General features: G+C 42.8%; 20 protein-coding genes and 1 riboswitch. Of the genes, 13 read left to right on the top strand and 7 right to left on the bottom strand.

Going from position 1 to position 22,280, the window contains the following annotated elements; genetic code table 11:
• Positions 1-81 precede the first annotated feature (81 nt).
• Positions 82-615 carry an META domain-containing protein gene (locus tag ACRAD_RS12100; RefSeq protein ID WP_005021355.1) on the top strand — a complete coding sequence of 178 codons (534 nt, stop codon included), beginning with the start codon at positions 82-84 and terminating at the stop codon, positions 613-615.
• A gap of 9 nt (positions 616-624) precedes the next feature.
• Here ACRAD_RS12100 and ACRAD_RS12095 read toward each other — a convergent pair whose 3' ends face one another.
• The 3 genes from ACRAD_RS12095 to ACRAD_RS12085 form a co-directional block, all read right to left on the bottom strand.
• Positions 625-1,338, bottom strand: a complete 714-nt coding sequence (locus ACRAD_RS12095) for a glycerophosphodiester phosphodiesterase (protein ID WP_005018491.1) — start codon at positions 1,336-1,338, stop codon at positions 625-627.
• A 44-nt stretch (positions 1,339-1,382) separates the two neighbouring features.
• On the bottom strand, positions 1,383-1,961 hold the full coding sequence (locus tag ACRAD_RS12090; protein ID WP_005021357.1) for a cob(I)yrinic acid a,c-diamide adenosyltransferase: 579 nt from the start codon (positions 1,959-1,961) through the stop codon (positions 1,383-1,385).
• 99 nt (positions 1,962-2,060) lie between these two features.
• On the bottom strand, positions 2,061-3,893 hold the full coding sequence (locus tag ACRAD_RS12085; RefSeq protein WP_005021359.1) for a TonB-dependent receptor plug domain-containing protein: 1,833 nt from the start codon (positions 3,891-3,893) through the stop codon (positions 2,061-2,063).
• 39 nt (positions 3,894-3,932) lie between these two features.
• Positions 3,933-4,137, bottom strand: a riboswitch (cobalamin riboswitch).
• 145 nt (positions 4,138-4,282) lie between these two features.
• Here ACRAD_RS12085 and ACRAD_RS12080 point away from each other — a divergent pair.
• The 4 genes from ACRAD_RS12080 (at position 4,283) to ACRAD_RS12065 (ending at position 8,159) form a co-directional block, all read left to right on the top strand.
• Positions 4,283-4,924, top strand: a complete 642-nt coding sequence (locus ACRAD_RS12080) for a phosphoribosylanthranilate isomerase (RefSeq protein ID WP_005021360.1) — start codon at positions 4,283-4,285, stop codon at positions 4,922-4,924.
• On the top strand, positions 4,908-6,137 hold the full coding sequence (trpB, locus tag ACRAD_RS12075) for a tryptophan synthase subunit beta (protein ID WP_005018505.1): 1,230 nt from the start codon (positions 4,908-4,910) through the stop codon (positions 6,135-6,137). Before ACRAD_RS12080 ends, trpB begins: the two co-directional genes overlap by 17 nt.
• Positions 6,138-6,400: 263 nt before the next feature.
• Complete coding sequence (locus tag ACRAD_RS12070; RefSeq protein ID WP_005021363.1) at positions 6,401-6,910, top strand: DUF1543 domain-containing protein; 510 nt, start codon at positions 6,401-6,403, stop codon at positions 6,908-6,910.
• 253 nt (positions 6,911-7,163) lie between these two features.
• Positions 7,164-8,159 (top strand): DUF2804 domain-containing protein, encoded by a 996-nt coding sequence (locus tag ACRAD_RS12065; protein ID WP_005021365.1) that lies wholly within the window; start codon positions 7,164-7,166, stop codon positions 8,157-8,159.
• Positions 8,160-8,233: 74 nt separating this feature from the next.
• On the opposite strand, the gene ACRAD_RS12060 is transcribed toward ACRAD_RS12065, so the two are convergent.
• A complete protein-coding gene (locus ACRAD_RS12060; protein WP_005018518.1) occupies positions 8,234-9,112 on the bottom strand; it encodes a metal-dependent hydrolase in 879 nt (292 codons plus the stop codon).
• A gap of 126 nt (positions 9,113-9,238) precedes the next feature.
• On the opposite strand from ACRAD_RS12060, the gene ACRAD_RS12055 reads away from it, so the two are divergent.
• Positions 9,239-10,264, top strand: coding sequence for an AraC family transcriptional regulator (locus ACRAD_RS12055; RefSeq protein WP_010700225.1), 1,026 nt, complete (start codon positions 9,239-9,241; stop codon positions 10,262-10,264).
• Between the two features lie 38 nt (positions 10,265-10,302).
• Here the strand turns inward: ACRAD_RS12055 and ACRAD_RS12050 are convergent, their stop codons facing one another.
• On the bottom strand, positions 10,303-11,634 hold the full coding sequence (locus ACRAD_RS12050) for a Na+/H+ antiporter NhaC family protein (protein ID WP_005021370.1): 1,332 nt from the start codon (positions 11,632-11,634) through the stop codon (positions 10,303-10,305).
• Between the two features lie 353 nt (positions 11,635-11,987).
• Between ACRAD_RS12050 and trpA the strand changes: the two genes are divergently transcribed.
• Genes trpA through ACRAD_RS12030 form a run of 4 tightly spaced genes read left to right on the top strand, consistent with a single transcriptional unit; the run spans position 11,988 to position 15,962 of the window.
• Positions 11,988-12,791 (top strand): tryptophan synthase subunit alpha, encoded by an 804-nt coding sequence (gene trpA / locus ACRAD_RS12045; RefSeq protein WP_005021373.1) that lies wholly within the window; start codon positions 11,988-11,990, stop codon positions 12,789-12,791.
• A complete protein-coding gene (accD, locus tag ACRAD_RS12040; RefSeq protein ID WP_005018522.1) occupies positions 12,788-13,684 on the top strand; it encodes an acetyl-CoA carboxylase, carboxyltransferase subunit beta in 897 nt (298 codons plus the stop codon). The genes trpA and accD overlap by 4 nt, the downstream gene beginning before the upstream one ends.
• A complete protein-coding gene (gene folC / locus ACRAD_RS12035; RefSeq protein WP_005021375.1) occupies positions 13,681-14,964 on the top strand; it encodes a bifunctional tetrahydrofolate synthase/dihydrofolate synthase in 1,284 nt (427 codons plus the stop codon). The genes accD and folC overlap by 4 nt, the downstream gene beginning before the upstream one ends.
• A complete protein-coding gene (locus tag ACRAD_RS12030) occupies positions 14,955-15,962 on the top strand; it encodes an SPOR domain-containing protein (protein ID WP_005404783.1) in 1,008 nt (335 codons plus the stop codon). The genes folC and ACRAD_RS12030 overlap by 10 nt, the downstream gene beginning before the upstream one ends.
• An 8-nt stretch (positions 15,963-15,970) precedes the next feature.
• Here ACRAD_RS12030 and ACRAD_RS12025 read toward each other — a convergent pair whose 3' ends face one another.
• On the bottom strand, positions 15,971-16,501 hold the full coding sequence (locus ACRAD_RS12025; protein ID WP_005021377.1) for a phosphatase domain-containing putative toxin: 531 nt from the start codon (positions 16,499-16,501) through the stop codon (positions 15,971-15,973).
• A gap of 150 nt (positions 16,502-16,651) precedes the next feature.
• The gene (locus ACRAD_RS12020; protein ID WP_005018543.1) at positions 16,652-17,293 is read right to left on the bottom strand and encodes a peroxiredoxin; all 642 of its coding nucleotides are present in this window, start codon (positions 17,291-17,293) and stop codon (positions 16,652-16,654) included.
• A 339-nt stretch (positions 17,294-17,632) separates the two neighbouring features.
• On the opposite strand from ACRAD_RS12020, the gene secA reads away from it, so the two are divergent.
• The 3 genes from secA (at position 17,633) to argJ (ending at position 22,242) form a co-directional block, all read left to right on the top strand.
• Positions 17,633-20,362: a preprotein translocase subunit SecA gene (secA, locus tag ACRAD_RS12015; RefSeq protein ID WP_005018545.1), complete on the top strand. Its 2,730-nt coding sequence runs from the start codon at positions 17,633-17,635 to the stop codon at positions 20,360-20,362.
• Positions 20,363-20,497: 135 nt separating this feature from the next.
• Positions 20,498-20,857: a hypothetical protein gene (locus ACRAD_RS12010; protein ID WP_026444185.1), complete on the top strand. Its 360-nt coding sequence runs from the start codon at positions 20,498-20,500 to the stop codon at positions 20,855-20,857.
• Between the two features lie 164 nt (positions 20,858-21,021).
• Positions 21,022-22,242, top strand: coding sequence for a bifunctional glutamate N-acetyltransferase/amino-acid acetyltransferase ArgJ (gene argJ / locus ACRAD_RS12005; protein WP_005021380.1), 1,221 nt, complete (start codon positions 21,022-21,024; stop codon positions 22,240-22,242).
• Positions 22,243-22,280 lie beyond the last annotated feature (38 nt).

The following is a 22,280-nucleotide window of genomic DNA, read 5'->3' as shown; positions in this document are numbered from 1 at the left end:
CTAGCATTATTGTACGCTTGTACACCTTAAACCGTAACAGAATGAATGTTTGTTTTTCACGCGTAAGTAGCAGAGTACAATATGAAGAAATATACTGATAAAGCGTTTAAAAAATATACCTTTTTGAATCTAAGGCTTAGCGTGTTTACAGGCAGTTTAATGTTCTTGATTGGGCTTGCAGGCTGCCAGTCATCACAACCTTCCACTTCTCTAGAATCCCGCACAGTCTCAAAACAGAAAGTAGTGACTCAAGCGTCATCTAAGCAGCTCAGCCGTGACGGTGTTCAGGATGTAAATTGGCGTATTGTCAAAATTAAAAGCCAGCCAGCCAAATTTTTCAATCAGGTACCTTTTATCCGTTTAAACTCTGTATCAAGAACCGTGACCGGACATACAGGGTGTAATACTGTCTTTGGGCGTTATGACATTAATACGGCCCAGAAAACCCTGAACTTGACTATTAAGGCAGGACATCAGAGTTGTGATCAGGCACTGGCACAGGAAGCTGATCTGGCTGATGCTTTAGAGCGGATCAGCCGTTTCCAGCTGAATAATAAGCAGCTGTATTTGCAGGACCGGGCTGGCCAGATTCTGATTCAGGCCGAGAAAAACTAGTCGACTGGTTTAAAGCTGGCTCTGCATGGTTTTGGGAATGTCGGTAATAAGACCTTGTACACCTGCATCACGCAGGGCTTTTGCCCGCTCAATACTGTTGACTGTCCAAACACTAATATTCAGTTGAGCTAAATGAGACAGTTGAATCATTTCAGGAGTAGCCAACTGGTCCATCCAGCCAATATGCGAGCAGCCTAAATGATGGGCTTTTTCGATTGCCTTGCTTTTAATATCATCTTCTACCAGAAGGCCGCGTTTAAATCTGCTGCGTTGCTGCTGCAAGCTACTTAAGACTTTTTCATCAAAGCTGGTGATAGTAACCTGTTGCTCCAGACCCTGTAGCTGTTGTTCTAGGCTCAGTGTCAGTTTTTCTGCTTCTGGAAGTGTAGTAACCGGTTTAATCTCAACTTCAATATGCTCAAAGTCATTTACCAGACTAAGCACCTGCTGTAATTTTGGCGTGTTTTCCGTTTTAGGCCAGTTGGCCCACTGATGCCGGTGGTCATAACGTACCAGATCACTTTCAACACATTCATACAGGGGGTGAGGCAAGCCTGCAGTTCTCAGAAAGTTATCATCATGAATAACAGTAAGACAGTTATCCTTGAGCTGCCGTACATCAAACTCGACAGCACGGACTCCCAAATCACGTAAATACTGGAAGCCCCCTAGTGTATTTTCAGGAGCTTCACCACGGGCACCACGATGGCCAATAATTTTCATGAAACAACTCGAACGAGTTTTGAACTTAACTGAATATTATAAACCTAAATTGTGTCATTTATATTTTTTTGCCACAGAACCTCATTGCCACCCTCAGCCCGTTGCAAGGCACGTGAAGCCACGAACAACCAGTCCGATAAACGGTTCAGAAGTTGTAAGGACGTTGGTTGGATATTCTGGTCACGGCTATGTACAGACATCAGGGTGCGCTCGGCACGACGGCAAACAGCACGTGCCTGATGGGCATAACTACAGGCTAAAGTGCCTGCCGGTAAGATAAAGTCCTTTAACATCGGTAGATCTTCATTCATCCGGTCAATTTCCTTTTCAAGAAATTCCACTGAAACTTGTTGTAGCAGGTTGAAATTTGGAATACAGACTTCACCCCCTAAGTCGAACAGCCAGTGTTGAATTAAACTCAGAGATTTATCCCAGCAGCTTTTGTCTTTGATTGTACTCACTGCAATTTGTGCACGTAAGACGCCTATACATGCATTCAATTCATCCACATCCCCTAAAGCGTCTATACGCAGATCATCCTTGGCGACGCGTGAGCCATCTCCAAGGCCGGTAGTACCTGAGTCGCCTGTACGGGTATAAATTTTACTTAAACGGTGGCCCATAAGTTTTCCTTAAACTGAAAGCAATAAAAAAGGATAATGCCGGTCAGAACATTATCCATAAACTGCGCTGTTTTAAATATATTTTTTAGAGTTCAAATATTAATAACGGAATGTAACACCGGCTGAGGCGAGGCGGCCGCCATTTACATAATAGTAGCCTTGGTCTTGATAAGCTGTTTTATAATCGACATCTCCAATATTTTGAATATTGGTAAACAGTTTAATATTTGGATTCATATTCCAGTAGGCATTAACATCTACTGTTGCATATCCTGGATTGTGGTAGTTGCTATTCCAGTCTTTCGATTTTGATTTTGCAACGAGCGAAGCACTGATGCCGTAAATTTCATTTTGCAGACCTGTTGTTAGGGTCAAACCTTGACGAGGACGGCGATTTAAATCCTGATGAGTCTCTTCGTTCTCAGGTTTGACATAGCTATAAGTTGCTTTTGCAAATAGATCTTCTTTCTGCCAACCAATATAAAATTCACCGCCTTGGTAAGTTGCTTTATTAATATTGGTTAATTTACCGAAGTTCACTGAACCTATAAGGTCTTCAACTTCAGTATAATAAGCAGATAAACCTGTTTTAAAACCTAATGGTAGATTTTGATCTATACCAATTTCATAAGATGTACTTTCTTCTGGTTTTAAATTTGGGTTGCCATTAAATGAGTTAAAGAGTTCATTAAGCGTTGGTGATTTGAAAGCAGTGCCAATATTAGTATAGATACTTGTTTTATCTAGAATTTGGTAACGTGCAGCAAGCTGACCAACAGTATGCGAGCCGTATTTTTCATTATCTTCTATACGAACACCAACTTGAGTATTTAATTTACTACCATTAAATTGATGTTGTAGATAGTATCCTGTAGAGTCGACATTCTCATTATAAGGCGTTCCATAGGAGAGAATATCTCCGTCCAGTGAGCGGTGGGTAACGCCAGTTAAAAGTATTTGTTGCGGTAAAAAATTCCATTTACTATATAATTCTAGTTCTTGAGTTTTACTATGAACAAAGTCAGCAGAATCTTTTTGATTAACTTCATCTTTAAATTGAGATAAACGAGTATTTAATTCGAAGTTATCTGCTACATTTAAACGACTGCGTAAATTAATAATTTCATTTTCGAAGTCTTGTTTTAGTAATGCGCCATTAAATGTGTACGCATCATAAAGACTTGAACCTTCATTATGACTATAGTCAACAGAAATACCGTAATCTTTCTGCTTAACTCCAATCTTTGTACTAAAACCTTTTTGATCAAAGGATGCAGTGTCAGTCGTATCAGTTTTTTGGTTAGTTACTTTAGTTGCATCAGATTCTAAACGTTGTCCACGAATTTGAGCGTAAAAACCTTCCTCATATAAATCGGCACCAATAACTCCTTTATAAGTTTTATTTTCCCCAACTTCACCTGTTATAAAGGCACTATTTTTTTCTGGTATTTTTGATACAAGTTGAATAACACCACCAATTGCATCAGTACCGTATAAAACAGAGGCTGGTCCTTTTAGTACTTCAATCTGCTGAATATCTGTTGTATCAATAAATGCAAGACTTGCACTTCCTGAAGATGCATTATTTAGCCGAATTCCATCTCGTAATACAAGAATATGGTCGGATTCTGTACCTCTTAGATAAATCTCTGCAAGTTGGCCATAACCTCCGCTTTGTACCATATTGATAGCAGCATCTGTCTGTAATAATTGTGGTAAAGATGCGATGGGTGACTGTTCAAGAACCTCAGGTTCAATAATCGTAATTCGAGCGGGAACTTCACTCGCTTTTTCAGCACTTTTTGACGCAGTCACTACAATTGGGTCAAGTTGAGCCGATATAATCGTATCTTCAGCAAAAATGGCAGGAGAATACCCCATCGCAATAGCGATAGCTCCTACCAGACGGGTAGGTTGAAATAAAATAGACATGACTTTATGCTCCATACATTCACCCCCCGTGAATGATTGAGTTGACAGGCGCAACAAGCAGGTCTCCGGACTCAAATATAAATATTGCTTTGCAATATTGGCATATTCGCCTTCCCACACTTTATGCAGTGGCGTAAGTTAAAACTCAAATAATATGCGGTTCATTTTACCGTTGCGGGGGCAGTGTTGGATTTGCACCAACTTCCCTAAAGCTCTAAGCTAGACTTGTTGCAATCGCGCGCAGTATAAAGTTTGCCTGTCAATTAAACAATCCATATCAAGAATATTCAGGATGAACTTTACGCAAGCCAAAAAAATTGCATTACAATGAACGGCCCGTCATATTTATAGATGAACTATAAACCAGGCAGTCTAAGAGCCAGAACTGTATGCGTACCCGTGCTAAAATTTGTGGAATTACCCAAACTTCTGATATTCAGGCCGCTGTAGAGGCGGGTGCAGATGCTATCGGGCTGGTGTTTTATGCACCAAGCCCCCGATATGTCAATATCATACAGGCTAAAAATCTGATAAAACATATACCTGCTTATGTCCAGATTGTTGGACTATTTGTTAATGCTACTGCAAGTGATGTCTGTCAGGTACTGCATGACATTCCATTAGATGTGCTTCAGTTTCATGGTGATGAAACGCCTGAACAGTGCCAGAATATTGCAAAGCAGGCTAAACGGCGCTGGTATAAAGCAATTCAGGTCAAACCTGATCTGGATATATTGGCCCAGATCAGTCATTATCAGCAGGCAGGTGCAAGTGCTGTATTACTGGATGCCTGGCATCCTGTACTTAAAGGTGGTACAGGACACCAGTTTGACTGGTCAAAATTTCCTAAAATCGATGTACCTTTAATCCTGGCAGGCGGTTTAACGCCTGAAAATATTGAAGAAGCTATTCAGACTACCGGAGCATTTGCGGTAGATGTCAGCGGAGGCGTAGAGTCCGCAAAAGGTATTAAAGACCAGCAACTCATTGAACGATTTATGCAAGGAGTCCAACGTGGATCAGCAAAATAATGTGATTGACTACACCCGGTACCCGGATGCCCGTGGGCATTTTGGTATCCATGGCGGACGTTTTGTGTCAGAAACGCTGATGGCGGCTTTAGAAGATTTAGAAAATCTATATAACCGCATGAAAAATGATGAGCAGTTTCTGGCAGAATTCGACCGTGATCTTGCCTACTATGTAGGTCGTCCTAGTCCTTTATATTATGCTGAGCGATGGTCGAAAGAATTAGGTGGTGCGCAGATTTATCTGAAACGTGAAGACTTGAATCATACGGGCTCTCATAAGGTGAATAACACGATCGGACAGGCTCTGCTTGCCAAGCTTTCCGGTAAAAGACGGATTATTGCAGAAACTGGGGCCGGTCAGCATGGAGTAGCTACCGCTACGATTGCAGCACGTCTGGGAATGGAATGTATCGTTTATATGGGCGCAGAAGACGTTAAACGACAGGCCATGAACGTGTACCGTATGCGTTTGCTGGGCGCGACTGTAGTACCGGTAGAAAGTGGCTCTAAGACACTCAAAGATGCCATGAATGAAGCCATGCGTGACTGGGTTACCAATGTCGATTCTACTTATTATGTGATTGGTACAGTAGCGGGTCCGCATCCATATCCACAACTGGTTCGTGACTTTCAGTCGATTATTGGCCGTGAAGCCCGTCGTCAAATTCAGGAGCAGGCCGGACGTTTACCCGATGCACTGGTTGCCTGTGTAGGAGGCGGCTCTAATGCTATGGGACTATTTTATCCGTTTTTAAATGATGAAAATGTCCAGATGTATGGTGTAGAGGCCGCAGGACACGGTATCGAGACAGGCAAACATTCAGCACCATTGAATGCTGGTCATGTCGGTGTATTGCATGGTAACCGTACTTATTTGATGTCAGATGCACAGGGTCAGATTATTGAAACCCATTCTATTTCGGCAGGTCTGGATTATCCGGGAGTAGGGCCGGAACACAGTTTTCTAAAAGACATGAAACGTGTGAATTATGTGCCCATCAATGATACAGAAGCCTTACAAGGTTTTCGTGATCTGACCCAGATTGAAGGAATCATTCCTGCACTGGAAAGCTCACATGCTATGGCTTACGTTTCCAAGCTAGCACCGACCATGTCAAAAGACCAGATTATCATTGCAACCGTATCAGGACGTGGTGACAAAGACCTGATGACTGTTGCCCGTATTGACGGTGTAGAAATGGTTGAGATGTAATTCTCCATCTTTTCATACACCTAAAATAGCTCGTGCTGGATTAAACTCCAGCACGATTTTTTTATTTATCAGATCAATTAATGCTTTTATCAATTTTAGAATATTAAAAATATTTATTAGTAGAGTGGCTATTAATATACTTGGTATTTCAATGATTGATTACTAAAAATATAAGATCTTTTTCTGGTTGGCCCGATTTTATCAAGACAGGATAAAATTATGGCCAATACAGCTCATCTATAGATATTTTGACAGGAGTATCAATGCCTAGTCTATTTATTGTTATGCTTGGCGGACGACATGCACGTGCCAATACTGAAGTACATGATGTGGTACTGGCAGTCGGGGATACACTTGAAGAAGTTTACCCTCAACTCAAGCAGTCGTGGTTTGGAGAACAGAAAGGCCTGCACATAGATGCATGGGCTAAAATCAATGGTATAACGTTTGAAGAAAAGAATTATCAGATCCATTTTACCCAAGCTCAGCCTCAGGCTTCTGAACAGAAACTCTATTTAATTAACCTTGGCGGTTACGATGCACAGGAATTTGGGGAACTGCATCGTTATGTACTGGTCGTAGCACAGAACCATATGATAGTCAAACAGCGGGGGAAGCAGTATTTTGCCAGACATTGGAAAAAACAGCATACAGACCGCGTATTAAATATTGATGACTGTATTGCCATTGATCAGGTCTATGGCCGTTACATACAATTGATAGAAGGTAATTTTTTTGGTAATTGTTGGGAAAATACCTATCTAACCATTTAATCAAAAAATTGGTAAAAGAAGTTCTGGATATTTTCTGGAAAGCATAATTGACTGTTAAACCCAACTGTTTAATACTTGAACAGTGTTTTTTCTATATTGTTTTGAAATTTATGGAAGAGCCTCCTTAAGCTGTTTAAATGAGCAAAAAAATAAAAGGAAATATAGAGAGTAAAATGATCTTAGTAGGCAGATTATAATTTTTAAAAGCTTGAATAAGCTGATATAGCTTAGGTTTGGGAGCAGGGGAAATAAAATGGATTTGATTCAGGCAAATGGACAGCCGCGTTATGGGCGATTTTCTCAATTGCCGAGTAGTATCAGCCTTGATCAGTACGAGTACAAAACACCTTATGGGGATGTCCTTCAAGGCTGGCGTAAAAAGCTAAAATATAAAAAGTTTAAATTCTGTAGTATTCAGCATGAACATTATTCAATTGGTCTGGCAATTGTTGATATTGGCTGGGCCGGCCATGCTTTTTTCTATATTTATGATCATGCAAATGAGCAGGTGCAGCAGTGGAATGCAATTCAGCCTTTTGGCTATAGAACCCATCTGGATGAACAACCACTTTACAATCAGAGTCATTTCTACAAATCACCCTTTGCAATTGAAATCCAGCATGCCAATGGGGTGCGTTATATCCGTATAACCAGACATGGCGAAATTAAATTAAGTGCACGAATGTTTTGTGCCGGTACCCAGCCCTTGAGTTTGTGTAGTCCAAATGGAATCAATGGGTGGACTTATACCCAGAAACTGACCACCTTGGCCGTAGAAGGTTATTTTGTTAATAAAAAGAAACAGACCATTCAGTTTAATGAAACCAGTTTTGCTTCACTGGATGACACCTGTGGTTTTCTAAGACCGGAAACTGCCTGGTACTGGCTGTCATGCAATTTCTGGGATGCTAAAAAACGGCGGATTGGATTGAATCTGGCCTCTGGGGTGAATGAAAGTTTTGGTAATGAAAACTCGCTCTGGATTAATGGTGAGCTTTTTGCTTTAAGTGATGTATTATTTGAACCGATTGATGACAAAAGCTGGAGTATCCGCGCATTAGATCAGCGTTTAAATCTGGTGGTCCAGACCAGCTGGCGTCGTTATGAAAGTATTAACTTACGAATGGTAGGAAGCCAGTTTAGCCAATGGCAGGCAAAAATAAGTGGAACAATCCGGACTGAACAGGATGAAACCATAGAACTTTTATTTGAACATGGCTTATTAGAACAGCACTATGCAAAATGGTAATGTTCGCTTATTTATAGTGACTCAAAAATGAAAAGGCCAAGATGACTCAGCCTTTCCATTTTTTATATATAGCTTCAGTCTTGCGCTGCCTGCCAGAAAGCCTCTCCTGCCAGAACCGGATCACCCGTTTCTTCTAGTGTTTTTATCCATACATCATATTGCGCAATAATAGGATGCTGACTGGGATGAAAGTCTTTTTTAAACCAGTCCCGGTACTGTTTGCCCATACGTGTTAATGTACCGTGACGGCCAAAAAACCAGGGTAAACCCCGAACATTCATCTGCAAGCGTTGCCAGGCAGAAAAGCCGTCATGCCTTAACATGACGTTGGCACGATAAAGAGTAAAACCAAACATCAGGCCGGTAGTCCACGCTAAAGTAAATTTACGGGTCATTTCTGGCACATTGGCGATGTCATGCATGACATCAAATGCAACATCACGATGTTCCATTTCTTCAATAGCATGCCAGGCAAACAGAGCACGGACATAGGGATGCGCATCTTTTAAAGTTGATTTGTATGCAAAAAAAGTCTCGGCCATTAACGCGGTGAGATGCTCGGCAGCAGCAGTCATGGCAATATTATATTCAGGAGAACGCTGTTCGAGTTCAAATTTGAAAATTCTGGTTAAACGCTGAATAAACTGGTCTACGGGCATACCCTGTGCTTTCATGAGCTGGTTCATCTGATCATGGGCAATTCCATGCTGTGCTTCCTGACGGATAAAATCAGCCACCCGGTTCTTCAGCTCAGGGTCGGTAATCTGATCACGAAACAGGCGTACACTCTGAATAAAATAACGCTCACCATCAGGAAAGGTCAGACTTAATGCATCAAACATACGGGTAATAAACGGATCACCGCCAAACCAGAAACGTGGTATCTCATTCAGTTTGAAATTCAGGTGAGAGCGTACCACCGGACGGGCTTGATACTGGACTACTGCATTCATATTATTTTACTTCATATAGCCATTTATACTGCTCAGTATGTCGGGCTTTATCGCTTTTGTTTTGACAGTTCTTGCCAATTTTTATACTTTTTACGACAGCAGGACAGTTAATGGATTAAGCTGCACATGTCAGTATTCAAAATATCAAATGGTTATTTCCATTTATGGAAAACCTGCTTGCAGAGCAAAAACCTGAACTGGCGCCAGCTGGACTTATCTGCTGAACAGCAGCAACAGCTTGAGCATATTTTAAGTCTGCCGATTGATACCCAGTCAGACATGCAGTTTTTTCTTGATTTGATTGAGGTAAGCCGGCAACAGTGGCTCCTTCCGAATCTGGTACTCGATATGGCCTACTGTATTAGCCCGGCAAATTTCGGTGTACTAGGCTATATGGCTTCCAATAGCGCTACCTTGGCACAGGCAATTCAATACGTGATGCGGTTTCATCGTTTAGTGATTGACAGTGAGCAGGTATTACCTCTGCATATTACCGAATATAAAAATAAAATCCGCCTCTATTGGCCTTTGGTTGATGAGCAGATGACGGTATTATGCGAACTGACTCTAGCTGCAATGGTACATTTGGCCCGTCAGATCATCCCTGAACAGCAGCTTTTTTTACAGGCTGTGGAGTTTGTCCATTTTCCAAAAGTTTCCTTTCTTAATTACCAGAAGTTTTTTCAGTGTACGCTAAAGTTCCAGCAGCCTTATTATGCTATTACCTTTGCACGGGAAAGTTTAAATAGCCGGCCATATCAGGCAGATTCTACCCTTATACAGTTGCTGGTCAGGCAGGCAGAAGAAGCGCTGGCCTCTAAATCGACAGCGCAGGATCTTACCCAGCAAATTCACTGGATTGTAGGTGAATATATGAAACAGCAGCAACGGGCACCTTTACTGGAATGGATTGCAGACGAGTTGCATCTATCTGTGCGAAGTCTGCAGCGCGCCTTAAAAAAGCAGGATACTTCCTTTAAGGAAATTGTAGACCTGCAGACGATGAAGCGCTGTGAGCTATTACTGGTACAAAATGAAAGTCTAAACCGGATTGCTGAGCAGCTGGGCTATTCGGACCAGTCAGCATTAGCACGCGCCTATAAACGGGTGAGAGGCTCTACACTGCTGGCATTTCGTAGAGCACAGCAATGAGACCATTTATATAATAACTGTTTACAATATAGGCTGATTCAGACTGTTTTCAGGCGTGGATAACGGAACAGGATGGAGAGGATGGCAAAAATTGCCAAGACCCAGCAGTAATAAATATGGCCAAGCAGCTCAACAGGCGACAGTTTGGCAATGGAGCAGGCCAATAGCAATTGAGCTCCATAAGGAATCAGACCCTGAACAACACAAGAAAAAATATCCATTAGAGCAGCCACACGTTTTGGATCAAGTCCATATTCTTTGCTGACTTCACGTGCCATGTCACCTGAAAGGATAATTGCTACGGTATTATTTGCCACAAACAGATTGGAGAAAACTACCAGAAAACTGACCCCCAGTTCACCGGCCCGTTCACGGCTAATCCTGAATAGACGCGTAACGCTATAGATCCGCTCAATCAGCCACTGCAGTCCGCCTTCCTTTTGCATGATGGCAGACAAACCGCCTAAAAACATAGACAGCAAGGCAACTTCAAACATGCCGACAAAACCGTCATATATTGCAGTGTTTAGCTTCAATAGATTAAATTCAGGCTGTACAAACAAACCGATAAGACCTGAAAGCAAAATTCCTGTACCTAAAGTAACCAAAACATGCAAACGGCTAAAAGCCAGCAAGAAAACAGCCAGATACGGTAAAATGAGCCATAAATTATAAGAAGTATGCTCAATGGTCTGGGAGTCATGCGTGGTTAGAATATAGATCATCAAAGTAATTACCGAAGCGGGGACGGCAATCCAGACATTCACCCGGAACTTATCGCGCAATTCAACATTCTGACTACGGGTAGCGGCAATTGTAGTATCTGAAATCATTGAAAGGTTATCACCGAACATTGCGCCACCTACCACTGCACCAATGGCGTAAACCACTTCAATATCGGTAACTTGGGCAAATCCAAAAGCAATGGGTGCACAGGCAGCAATTGTTCCCATTGAGGTGCCCATCGCCGTAGCGATAAAAGCTGAAATAATAAACAGCATGGGTAAAACAAAAGAAGGCGGAATAATAGAAAGTCCGAGCTGTACGGTTGCATCTACGCTGCCAATAGTACTGGAAACACTGGCAAAAGCTCCTGCAAACATAAACACCATGAACATGAGAATCAGGTTCGGATGACTGGCACCTTTTAGAAATTCTTCAATAGCTTCATTAATCTGGCCGCGATAGATCAGCAATGCAAGAATAATCGCTGGGAGGGCTGCAACAGGAGCTTTAACTTGATAAAAGGCAAATTCGGTTCCGATAATTGAATGGTAAATACCACTGCCTAAAAAGATGGCCAAAAATACAATAAGCGGAAGCAGTGCAAGCACGCGAGCCTGCACCTTGCTAGAAAGGTCGGAGGTCATAAAGTATAAGAGAGAATAAGAAAACCCTTATAGTATAAGGCAGGTTTCAATATTTCAGTAAATTTAAACAACCGTGCAGGAAAACTGCAAAATATAAAAAATAAAGGCTGTAAAAATTAGGTCTAACTCATTTAAGTTCATTTCAGACAGCCCAAAAATAGGAAGCTTTGATCATTGAGAAAAAAACGAAAATATTGATAAATGTAGACCTCGGGTTGTTCTGGAATAGATCGCCACAATGCGCTGCTTGCTTGCTCTATCTATTGAGTAAAAAATAGCGTTACAATGCAGCGTCTTGTATTTCTACAAAACCAAATTCTCAGTTTTCAATGATTCAAGGAATGCACAACCCTATGTCACGTTTAGCCACCCGTTTTGAGCAGCTTAAATCACAACAGCGTAAAGCTTTGGTTTCTTATGTGATGGCTGGTGATCCAGCACCGCATGTAACAGTCCCGCTGTTACATCGTATGGTGGAAGCAGGGGTAGACGTGATTGAACTTGGGTTGCCATTTTCAGATCCAATGGCGGATGGTCCAGTCATTGCTTTGGCTGCAGAGCGGGCACTGGCAGGCGGAACCAATACGCTAGATGCACTGAATATGGTAAAAGAATTCCGTGAGACAGATCAGGAAACACCGGTCGTACTTATGGGTTATCTGAATCCGGTCGAAGTAATTGGCTATGAGCAGTTTGTTTCAACAGCCAAAGCTTGTGGTGTAGATGGCATATTGCTAGTCGACTTGCCGCCTGAAGAATCTGATCGTCTGGTGACGATCCTGAAACAGCATGAGATGGATCAGATCTTCCTGCTTGCTCCGACTTCAACCGACCAGCGTATTCAGCACGTAGTAAAACAGGCTAGTGGCTTTATTTACTATGTTTCGCTCAAAGGTGTAACTGGAGCTGCCAGTCTGGATGTCACTGCAGCTGCAGAACGTATCGAAAAAATCAAAAAAGCCACCGATGTTCCAGTCGGAGTAGGCTTTGGAATTAGCGATGCGGCTTCTGCAAAAGCAATGGGCAGTGTGGCAGATGCAGTAATTGTGGGAAGCGCTTTTGTAAAAACTTTTGCAACTTTGGCCCCAGAACAAGCCGTTGAGCAAACGGTCAATAAAGTCAAGGAGCTTCGAGCAGCGCTCGATGAATTAGTATGAATCAAGAAGTGAAACCAGGGAAAATCCTTAGTACACCAACACCATGGACGGAACGTTCAGTTCCGGGTATTGAGGTACCTGACGAACAGCAGGCTTTAAAAGCCACCTTTACCGAGCCAACTATTGAGTGCCCGGAATGTCATGCCCTGGTTACACGTACGGCTATGTCTTTTAATGCGTATGTTTGTCCACAATGTGATGAACATTTGCGTATGAAAGCCCGCGAACGCCTGACTTGGTTCCTGGATCAGGTCACAGCTGAACTTGGCCAGGAATTTACTGCTAAAGATCCATTACATTTCGTCGACAGTCGTCCTTATCCGGAGCGTATGCGTGAAGCACAGGATAAGACCGGTGAAAGTGAAGCTCTGATTGTCATGCAGGGTACGCTTAAAAATCTTCCGCTAGTGGCTTGTGCTTTTGAGTTTGATTTTATGGGCGGTTCCATGGGTACGGTTGTGGGCGACCGCTTTGTGCAGGCCGCTGAGCGAGCTATCGCACAACGTCAGCCGCTGATCTGTTTTGCAGCTTCAGGTGGTGCCCGTATGCAAGAAGGGATGTTGTCTCTTATGCAGATGGCTCGTACTTCTGCAGCGATCCAGCGACTTAAGGATGCCGGTTTACCTTATGTTGTGGTCTTGACTCATCCAGTATATGGTGGTGTTACTGCATCTCTAGCTATGCTGGGCGATGTACATATTGCTGAGCCTAAAGCCATGATTGGTTTTGCCGGTAAACGCGTTATTGAGCAAACTGTTCGAGAAAAGCTTGAAGAGCCGTTCCAGCGTGCTGAATACCTGCTTGATCATGGTGTAGTCGATCAGATTGTCCACCGTCATGCATTACGTGATACTGTATATCGCATTGTAGCTAAACTGATGAACTTGCCTTGAACAATGCTCCACATGCAACCGATACATTAAACACATGGCTCGATTATTGGAGCCATGTTCACGTTACAGGGATTGATTTAGGTCTTGAACGGGTCATCCCTGTTGCTGAAAAACTGGAAGTCACCCAACCTGTTGCCAAGATATTTACTGTCGCTGGTACCAATGGCAAGGGATCAACCACCACCACTCTGGCCGCAATTCTCAACGCGCAGGGTTATAAGGTGGGTTTATATCAATCTCCTCATATTTACCGTTTTAATGAACGGGTCAAACTGGCTGGTCAGGAAGTTGATGACCAGACCCTGATCAATGCGTTTGTAGCTGTAGATCAGGCCCGCCGTGAATGTGGACTGAGCCTGTCTTTTTTTGAAGCCACTACACTGGCCGCTTTTGTAATCTTTAAGCAGCAGCAATGTGATGTCTGGGTACTAGAAGTCGGGTTAGGTGGACGCCTCGATGTGGTTAATGTGGTTGATCCGGATATTGCTGTCATTACCAATATTGGACTCGATCATACTGACTGGTTAGGTGATACTATTGAAAAAATTGCCTATGAAAAGGCCGGGATTATCCGTCCTGGAATTCCTGTAGTATTTGGTGGTTTACAAACTCTGCCTCAAGCCATCCAGACAAAAGCCGAAAGTTCACAGGCAACGCTATATACCGCTAATCGGGATTATTTCTTTAAATATAGTGAAGATGGACAGTACTGGTTTTTTGCTTCATCGGGTCTGACCGTGAAATTGCCAGTCGGCTCACTGGCACTGGAAAATATTGCGCTGGCTGTTGCGGCAGTTCTGCTGAGTGGCCTTGATGTTACTCAAACTGCTATTGCTCAGGGCATTCAAAAAGCTCGCCTGTCGGGGCGTTTTGAAATACGTAAATTGCAGGACCGCACTATAATTTTAGATGCAGGACATAATCCTCATGGTGTAGAATTTTTGTTAAAGCAATTGCGAAAATTTCTAGAATACAATAAACAATACACGGAAATTATAACTGTCTTTTCAATGTTGGCAGATAAAGATATTGAAACCGTGGTGGATATACTCAAACCTGCTGTTTTAAGTTGGAATATTGCCCCGTTAACCGTACCGCGTGCAGCTTCTTTGGAGCAGCTTGGCTTTGCATTACAGGAAGAGACAGTTAAACAGTTCAGCAGTGTGCAAGAAGCATTTCACTCGGCAGTGGCCGAAGCTCAACAGCACCAGCTGATTTTGGTTTGCGGTTCGTTTCATACCTTAGAAGCGGTTTGGGAGTATCTGGAAGAATGTCAATGAATAGCAAACAGCGCTGGATGGGAGGCGTTGTTTTATTAGGTGGTGGTGTTTTATTGGCAGCATTACTCTTAAAGGGTAAAGAAGAAATTGACCAAAAACATGTTCAGGTTCCCCCAACTGAACAAGTACAACAACAACGTAAAAATCCTGCTAACCAAGATCTGGTTCAGCTACAACCTTTAGCTGTAGATGTCGAAACTGAAAAGCGTCTGCTTGAGGAGCAACGTCGCGCGCGTGAGAGAGCAGTTGCCGAACAGGAAGCACGTGCTGCAGAATTTTTACAAATGCAACAACAGGCCGAAGCAGAGGCTGCAAGAAAAGCTGCTGAGGAATATGCAACGTTAAATGCCTTGCGTAATGGAAATCAGGAAAGTTCAGATAATATTCCACCTGAACTGGTTGATGAGAAAGCTAAATCAGCACCTAATACACAAAATAAACCACAGAATACTCTGAACGCACAGCAGTCAGAAGCTCAGAAGAAGGAAGCTCAGCGCAAGCAGGAAGCTGAGCGTCAGGTGGTTGAAAAAAAGCGCAGTGAGCTAGAGGCCAAACAAAAGGCTGAGGCAGAACGCAAAGCGGCGGCAGAGAAAAAGGCCCAAGAAGAGCAAAAACGTAAAGCAGCAGAGAAAAAAGCTGCCGAGGAAAAAAACTTAAAAGCTGAAGCTGAAAGGAAAAAATCTCAGGAAGAGGCCAAGAAAAAAGCCGAAGCTGAAAAAGCTCGTAAATTACTAGAGGAAGGAGATGATGACCGGCAGTGGATGGTCCAGGTGGCTTTGGCAGCTAATGAAGCTAATGCAGATGCCATTGTCTCCAAATTACGTGCTAAAGGCTATAAAGTTACCCGTAGCCCAACTTCTAAGGGAATCCGGATTATGGTCGGACCGGCTAAAGACCGGGACACGGCAGATGAAGCCCGTAAAAAAATTGTTAATGATGCCAGCCTGAATATGAAATCTGCTTGGGTTATTGACTGGGTGCCACTCGATAAACGCTAATCCTATCATTATTTTTGTTCTGGACTCTGCAGCTGTTGCCGGGTCCATTGAATATTTTCTATACTAAAAAGTCTCTCTATATTCTTCCAGATAACATGGTAACCATAACCCCCATGCTTCATTTCAAGTAAAGCCTGCTCTGTGCTCCAGTTTTCAAATACAATACGGTACATTGCAATACTGGCACCAGTACGGTCTGAGCCGTGATAGCAATGAATCAGTACCTTCTGTCCAGAGTGTTGAGCTTGCTTTAGATATCGCATAATTCCCAGCAACTGTTCACGGTTCATTGCCCAGGTGCGAATGGGCAGATGTATGACTTGAATATTCTCTCCCTCTAAAATACCGCTATCCCGGTCGTGTGTACGCAGATTAATTACAGTCTTGATATTTTTCTGTTTTAATAAAGGTAATAAACCGGAACTGGGCTGTTCGCTACGGTAGACCCATGAACTGACCTGATAAAAATTATGTGCTGCTGAAAGCTGGTTGCCCCAGTGCTCAGGTCGCTGATGGTCAGGCAGCGCAGGAGCAGTCATGCATCCATTAAGTATCAAAATGCTGCTGCATAGACCTGTGAGAATGTATCTGTTTTCTATCATCCTGCTCTTCTTTAAATGGAGTAGCCATTTATAACAAAAAAGCCTATCTGCAAGAGATAGGCCTAAGAGAATATAAACAGATTAAATTTAGTCTTTATCAGGTTGTGGAGTTAAGCGTAGATAAGGTTTAACCGCCTTATAACCCTTTGGAAAACGTTCTTTCAGTTCGGTTTCATCCTGAAGAGATGGAACAATCACAACATCTTCACCTTGTTGCCAGTTTGCTGGAGTGGCGACTTTGTGATTGTCGGTAAGTTGTAATGAATCTACAACGCGCAGGATTTCATTAAAATTACGACCAGTAGATGCAGGATAGGTAATAATCAAACGTACTTTTTTATTCGGATCGATAATGACCAGAGAGCGGACAGTTGTAGTTTCACTGGCATTCGGATGCAGGAAACCATAAAGTTCAGAAACCTTGCGATCCTGATCTGCAATAATCGGAAAATTTACTGTAGTGTTCTGGGTCTCATTAATGTCATTGATCCAGCCTTTATGTGATTCCACATCATCTACAGATAAAGCAATCGCTTTCACTCCGCGGCGTTCAAACTCGTCTTTAAGCTTTGCAGTATAGCCCAGTTCAGTGGTACAGACCGGAGTATAGTCGGCAGGATGTGAAAACAGAATTCCCCAGCTATCTCCAAGAAATTCATAAAAATCAATAATTCCTTCACTAGACTGCTGCTGGAAATTTGGTGCGGTATCGCCTAGGCGTAATGTCATGATTATTGCCTCTAATTCTGATTGGTAAGTATAGTCTTTATATAATATGGAACAGATCTTTAGTATTGAGAACCACTGTTTACATATTTTCTTATGAAAATTTTGTATATGAATATTTTAATTTTCATCAGTAATTCTGATGGAAAACTCTTTTCTGTGCTAGGTGAAACTGTTGTAAGTTTGCTAAATTAGCAGCATTTTCGTGCAGCGATATGAAAGCCATTCAACAATTTTTTTTACAGGTTTTGTGCAAAGCCCTTGTACTTGTAAATTCTGGCATCATAATAACGACTGAGAAAAAATTACCATTTGACAAGCAAGATTTAGAGAGTCTATTACATGTTGGCAAGTCTGATCGGAGGTATCTTCGGTACAAAAAATGAGCGCGAACTCAAGCGGATGCAGAAAATTGTCGAGAAGATCAATGCGCTCGAGCCGACCATATCTACCTTAAATGATGCAGACTTATCTGCAAAAACCCAAGAATTCAAACAACGTTATAATAAGGGTGAAACGTTAGATAACCTTCTGCCAGAGGCTTTTGCTGTCTGTCGTGAAGCTGCAAAGCGTGTAATGGGCATGCGTCATTATGATGTGCAGCTGATCGGTGGTATTACCCTGCATGAAGGCAAGATTGCCGAGATGCGTACCGGTGAGGGTAAGACCCTGATGGGAACACTGGCATGTTATCTTAATGCCATCAGCAGTCAGGGCGTGCATGTTATTACTGTCAATGACTATCTGGCGCAGCGTGATGCTGAGTTAAACCGTCCTTTATTCGAGTTTCTCGGCTTGTCGATTGGTGTCATCTATTCGATGCAGAATCCGGTAGAGAAATCTGAAGCTTATAAAGCTGATATTACTTACGGAACCAACAACGAGTTTGGCTTTGACTATCTGCGTGACAACATGGTGTTCTCGCTGCAAGAGAAAAAACAGCGTGGTCTGGTGTATGCCATTATCGATGAAGTTGACTCAATTCTGATTGATGAAGCACGTACACCACTGATTATTTCTGGTCAGAGTGAAGACTCGTCACAGCTTTATGCAGCAATTAATACGATTCCACCAAAACTGCGTCCACAAAAAGAAGAAAAAGTGGCCGATGGCGGTCATTTTTGGATCGATGAAAAACAGCGCTCAGTAGAGATGACTGAAATTGGTTATGAAACGGTAGAGCAGGAACTGATCCAGATGGGCTTGCTGGCAGAAGGTGAAAGCCTTTACTCCGCAGCAAACCTGAACCTGGTACATCATATTACTGCTGCGATCCGTGCACATTACCTGTATCAGCGAAATGTACATTACATCATCAATGATGGTGAAGTAATTATTGTTGATGAAAATACTGGCCGTACCATGCCGGGACGCCGCTGGTCAGAAGGTCTGCATCAGGCAGTAGAAGCTAAAGAAGGTTTGGAGATTCAGCCGGAAAACCAGACACTGGCAACCACGACTTTCCAGAACTATTTCCGTCTGTATCAAAAACTTTCCGGTATGACCGGTACAGCTGATACTGAAGCTGCGGAGATGAAAGAAATTTATGGACTGGATGTGGTGATTATTCCAACTCACCGCCCAATGATCCGTAAAGATCTCAACGATTTAATCTATCTGAATCGTAATGGTAAATATAATGCCATTATCGGAGAGATCCGAAATATTCGTGAAGCTGGTGTAGCACCAATTCTGATTGGTACCGCTACCATTGAAGCCAGTGAAATTCTGTCTGAGAAATTAACGCAGGCAGGTATTCATCACGAAGTTCTAAACGCTAAGCAGCATGAGCGTGAAGCAGATATCATTGCGCAGGCGGGTTCACCAAATGCTGTTACCATTGCTACCAATATGGCAGGCCGTGGTACAGACATTTTGCTTGGTGGTAACTGGAAAGCTAAACTGGCAAAACTTGAAAACCCGACAGCAGAAGATGAAATACGGCTCAAAGCAGAGTGGGACCAGTACCATGAAATGGTACTAAATGCCGGCGGCCTGCATATTATTGGTTCCGAGCGTCACGAATCACGCCGTATTGATAACCAGCTGCGTGGTCGTGCCGGACGTCAGGGTGACCCGGGCGTGTCACGTTTTTATCTGTCACTAGAAGATGATCTGATGCGTATCTTTGCAGGTGACCGTGTAGTGGCAATGATGCGTGCTATGGGGTTGCAGGAAGATGAAGCAATTGAGCATAAAATGGTATCGCGCTCTATTGAAAATGCGCAGCGCAAGGTAGAAGCACGTAACTTTGATATTCGTAAAAATCTGCTCAAATATGATGATGTTAACAATGAGCAGCGTAAGATTATTTATTCTCAGCGTGACGATATTCTCGCAGAGAATAGTCTGCAAGATTATATTGAAGAGATGCATCGCGATGTCATGCAGGGACTGATCGGTAATTTTGTACCCCCTGAATCGATTCATGATCAGTGGGATATTGATGGTCTAGAAAATGCATTGCGTACAGATTTAGGAATTGATCTGCCAATTCAGCAATGGCTGGAAGAAGACCGCCGACTGGATGAAGAAGGTTTGGTTGCACGAATTACGGATGAAGTCATTAACCGTTACCGGGCCCGCCGTGAACAGATGGGTACTGAGTCAGCAGCAATGCTAGAACGTCATTTCCTGCTCAGTTCACTAGACCGTCACTGGAAAGAGCATCTTGCGGCAATGGATTATCTGCGACAAGGTATTCACTTACGTGGCTATGCCCAGAAAAACCCTGAACAGGAATACAAGAAAGAAGCCTTTAACCTGTTTGTAAATATGTTGGGTACCATTAAAGCTGACGTGGTAACAGATCTGTCACGTGTACATGTGCCGACTGCTGAAGAGCTGGCAGAAATGGAAGCACAACAACAGGCACAAGCGGAATCTATGCAGTTAAACTTCGCTCATGATGAAGTAGATGGCCTAACAGGTGAAGTAACTCATGAAGAGACTTCTTCTGTACCAGAGCGTTCACGTCCAGCTCAGGGGAATATTACTCCGCCAGCAAGTCGTAATGCTCCTTGTCCGTGTGGTTCAGGCCTGAAGTATAAACAGTGTCATGGTAAAATCTAAATATTAGCACGTTAAGCTTAAAGCAGAACTTCGGTTCTGCTTTTTTACAAGGTGTTACATATTATGTATTCGATTGCAGATGCTGCATTTAAATGTTATTTACTTGCTCATGATGAGTTGAAAAACTGGAAAAATATGAAAAAAGTACTCAACCTTTTAGTGGCTGCTACGCTCGCTTTACCTGCTCTAGCTTTTGCCGAAACGGGTCAATTAAGTCAAGCTACCCCTGCGCAAGTACAAGCTGCCCAAGGAACAGCTACGGCTCAGGCTGAATTAAAAAATGATACCATTACCCTGATCAGCCCTCGTACTGGTATTCGCTATACCATGAAAGCTACTGAACGCCCGATTATTTTGAGAACAGCGGCTATTGCAGCAGTAAATAACGTTACAGTGAACCGCATTGTAGCGTCAAATCCTGCATTATCGGCTGCCAGTCAGGAACAGGCCAAACAGTCACTTCTAGGTACAGAAACAGCTCTTGCTTCAAATTAATTTTATGATTCACATATTAAAAGCCGGATTCTATTCGGCTTTTTTGTATGTATTTAATAAAGCTTAATATAAAAATCACCAATTCATTTAGAGTCTCTCGATTTTTAGAAAAATTTGCACTAAGCTGTTGTGTTTTCAATAACCATATCACTGGAAATTCAAAAATGACTGTGGGTGACGTATCAATGCCACAAATGCATGTGGTGCAAGGCGTAAAAATTGGTTCAACTGAAGCATATATACGTTATCCGAACCGACGAGATCTGGTTATTTTTGAATTTGCAGAAGGGTCAAATGTTGCGGGCGTATTTACCCAAAATGCTTTTTGTGCTGCGCCAGTGCATATCTCTAAAGCGCATCTTTTAAAAAGTAATGCCCGTTACCTGGTGATTAATACAGGTAATGCCAATGCCGGTACTGGTAAGCTGGGGATGCAAAATGCGCTAGAGACCTGTAACAAGCTTGCCGAATTAGCTGGGGTTCAGACATCTGAAGTGCTGCCCTTTTCTACAGGCGTCATTGGTGAGCAGTTACCAATGCAGCGTTTACTTACAGGCTTGCAGCCTGCACTTGATAGTTTGAAAGCAGATGCGTGGCTGGATGCAGCAAGTGGAATAATGACCACCGATACTACACCTAAAGGTGCATCGGAACAGTTCGAACTTGATGGCATTACCTACAGCATGACTGGTATTTCTAAAGGTGCAGGTATGATTCGGCCCAACATGGCGACTATGCTAGGGTTTATTGCCACTGATGTACCTATTAGTTGTGAGCTGGTACAGCATCTGTTGAAAACTACTGTGGAACAGTCCTTCAACCGCATTACTATTGATGGCGATACATCAACCAATGATTCATGTATTTTGGTGGCTACCGGTCAGGCTGGCGGAGCAGAAATTACCAGTCTGGAAGATGAGCGCTATCAAACTGTACTTGAGGTTTTAACCCGCATCATGAAACGGCTGGCCCAACTCATCATTCGTGATGGAGAAGGGGCAACCAAGTTTATGACTGTGGCGGTCGAAGGCGGGGCAGATACCCAAGAATGTTGTGACGTTGCCTATAGTATTGCTCATTCACCTTTGGTAAAAACGGCTTTCTTTGCATCTGATCCGAACTGGGGACGAATTCTGGCCGCGATTGGCTATGCAGGTGTTAAAAACCTGGAGGTAGAAAAAATTCAGGTTTGGCTGGATGATGTCCAGATTTGTAAGGATGGCGGAGCTGCTGCTGACTATACCGAAGAAGCCGGAGCAGAAGTGATGGCGCAACAGGAAATTACGATTCGTGTTGATTTAGGTCGCGGCGAGGCGAAAGATACGGTTTATACCTGCGATCTGTCTTATGATTATGTCAAGATTAATGCAGATTATCGTTCTTAATATCATGAATAAAAAAAGCCCTCCATGTGGGGGCTTTT

Origin of the sequence: Acinetobacter radioresistens DSM 6976 = NBRC 102413 = CIP 103788 (genome assembly GCF_006757745.1) — a bacterium.
GTDB classification, from domain to species: Bacteria; Pseudomonadota; Gammaproteobacteria; order Pseudomonadales; family Moraxellaceae; genus Acinetobacter; species Acinetobacter radioresistens.
The sequence above is the reverse complement of the archived record's forward strand: the minus strand, read 5'-3'. Positions and strand labels throughout refer to the sequence as shown.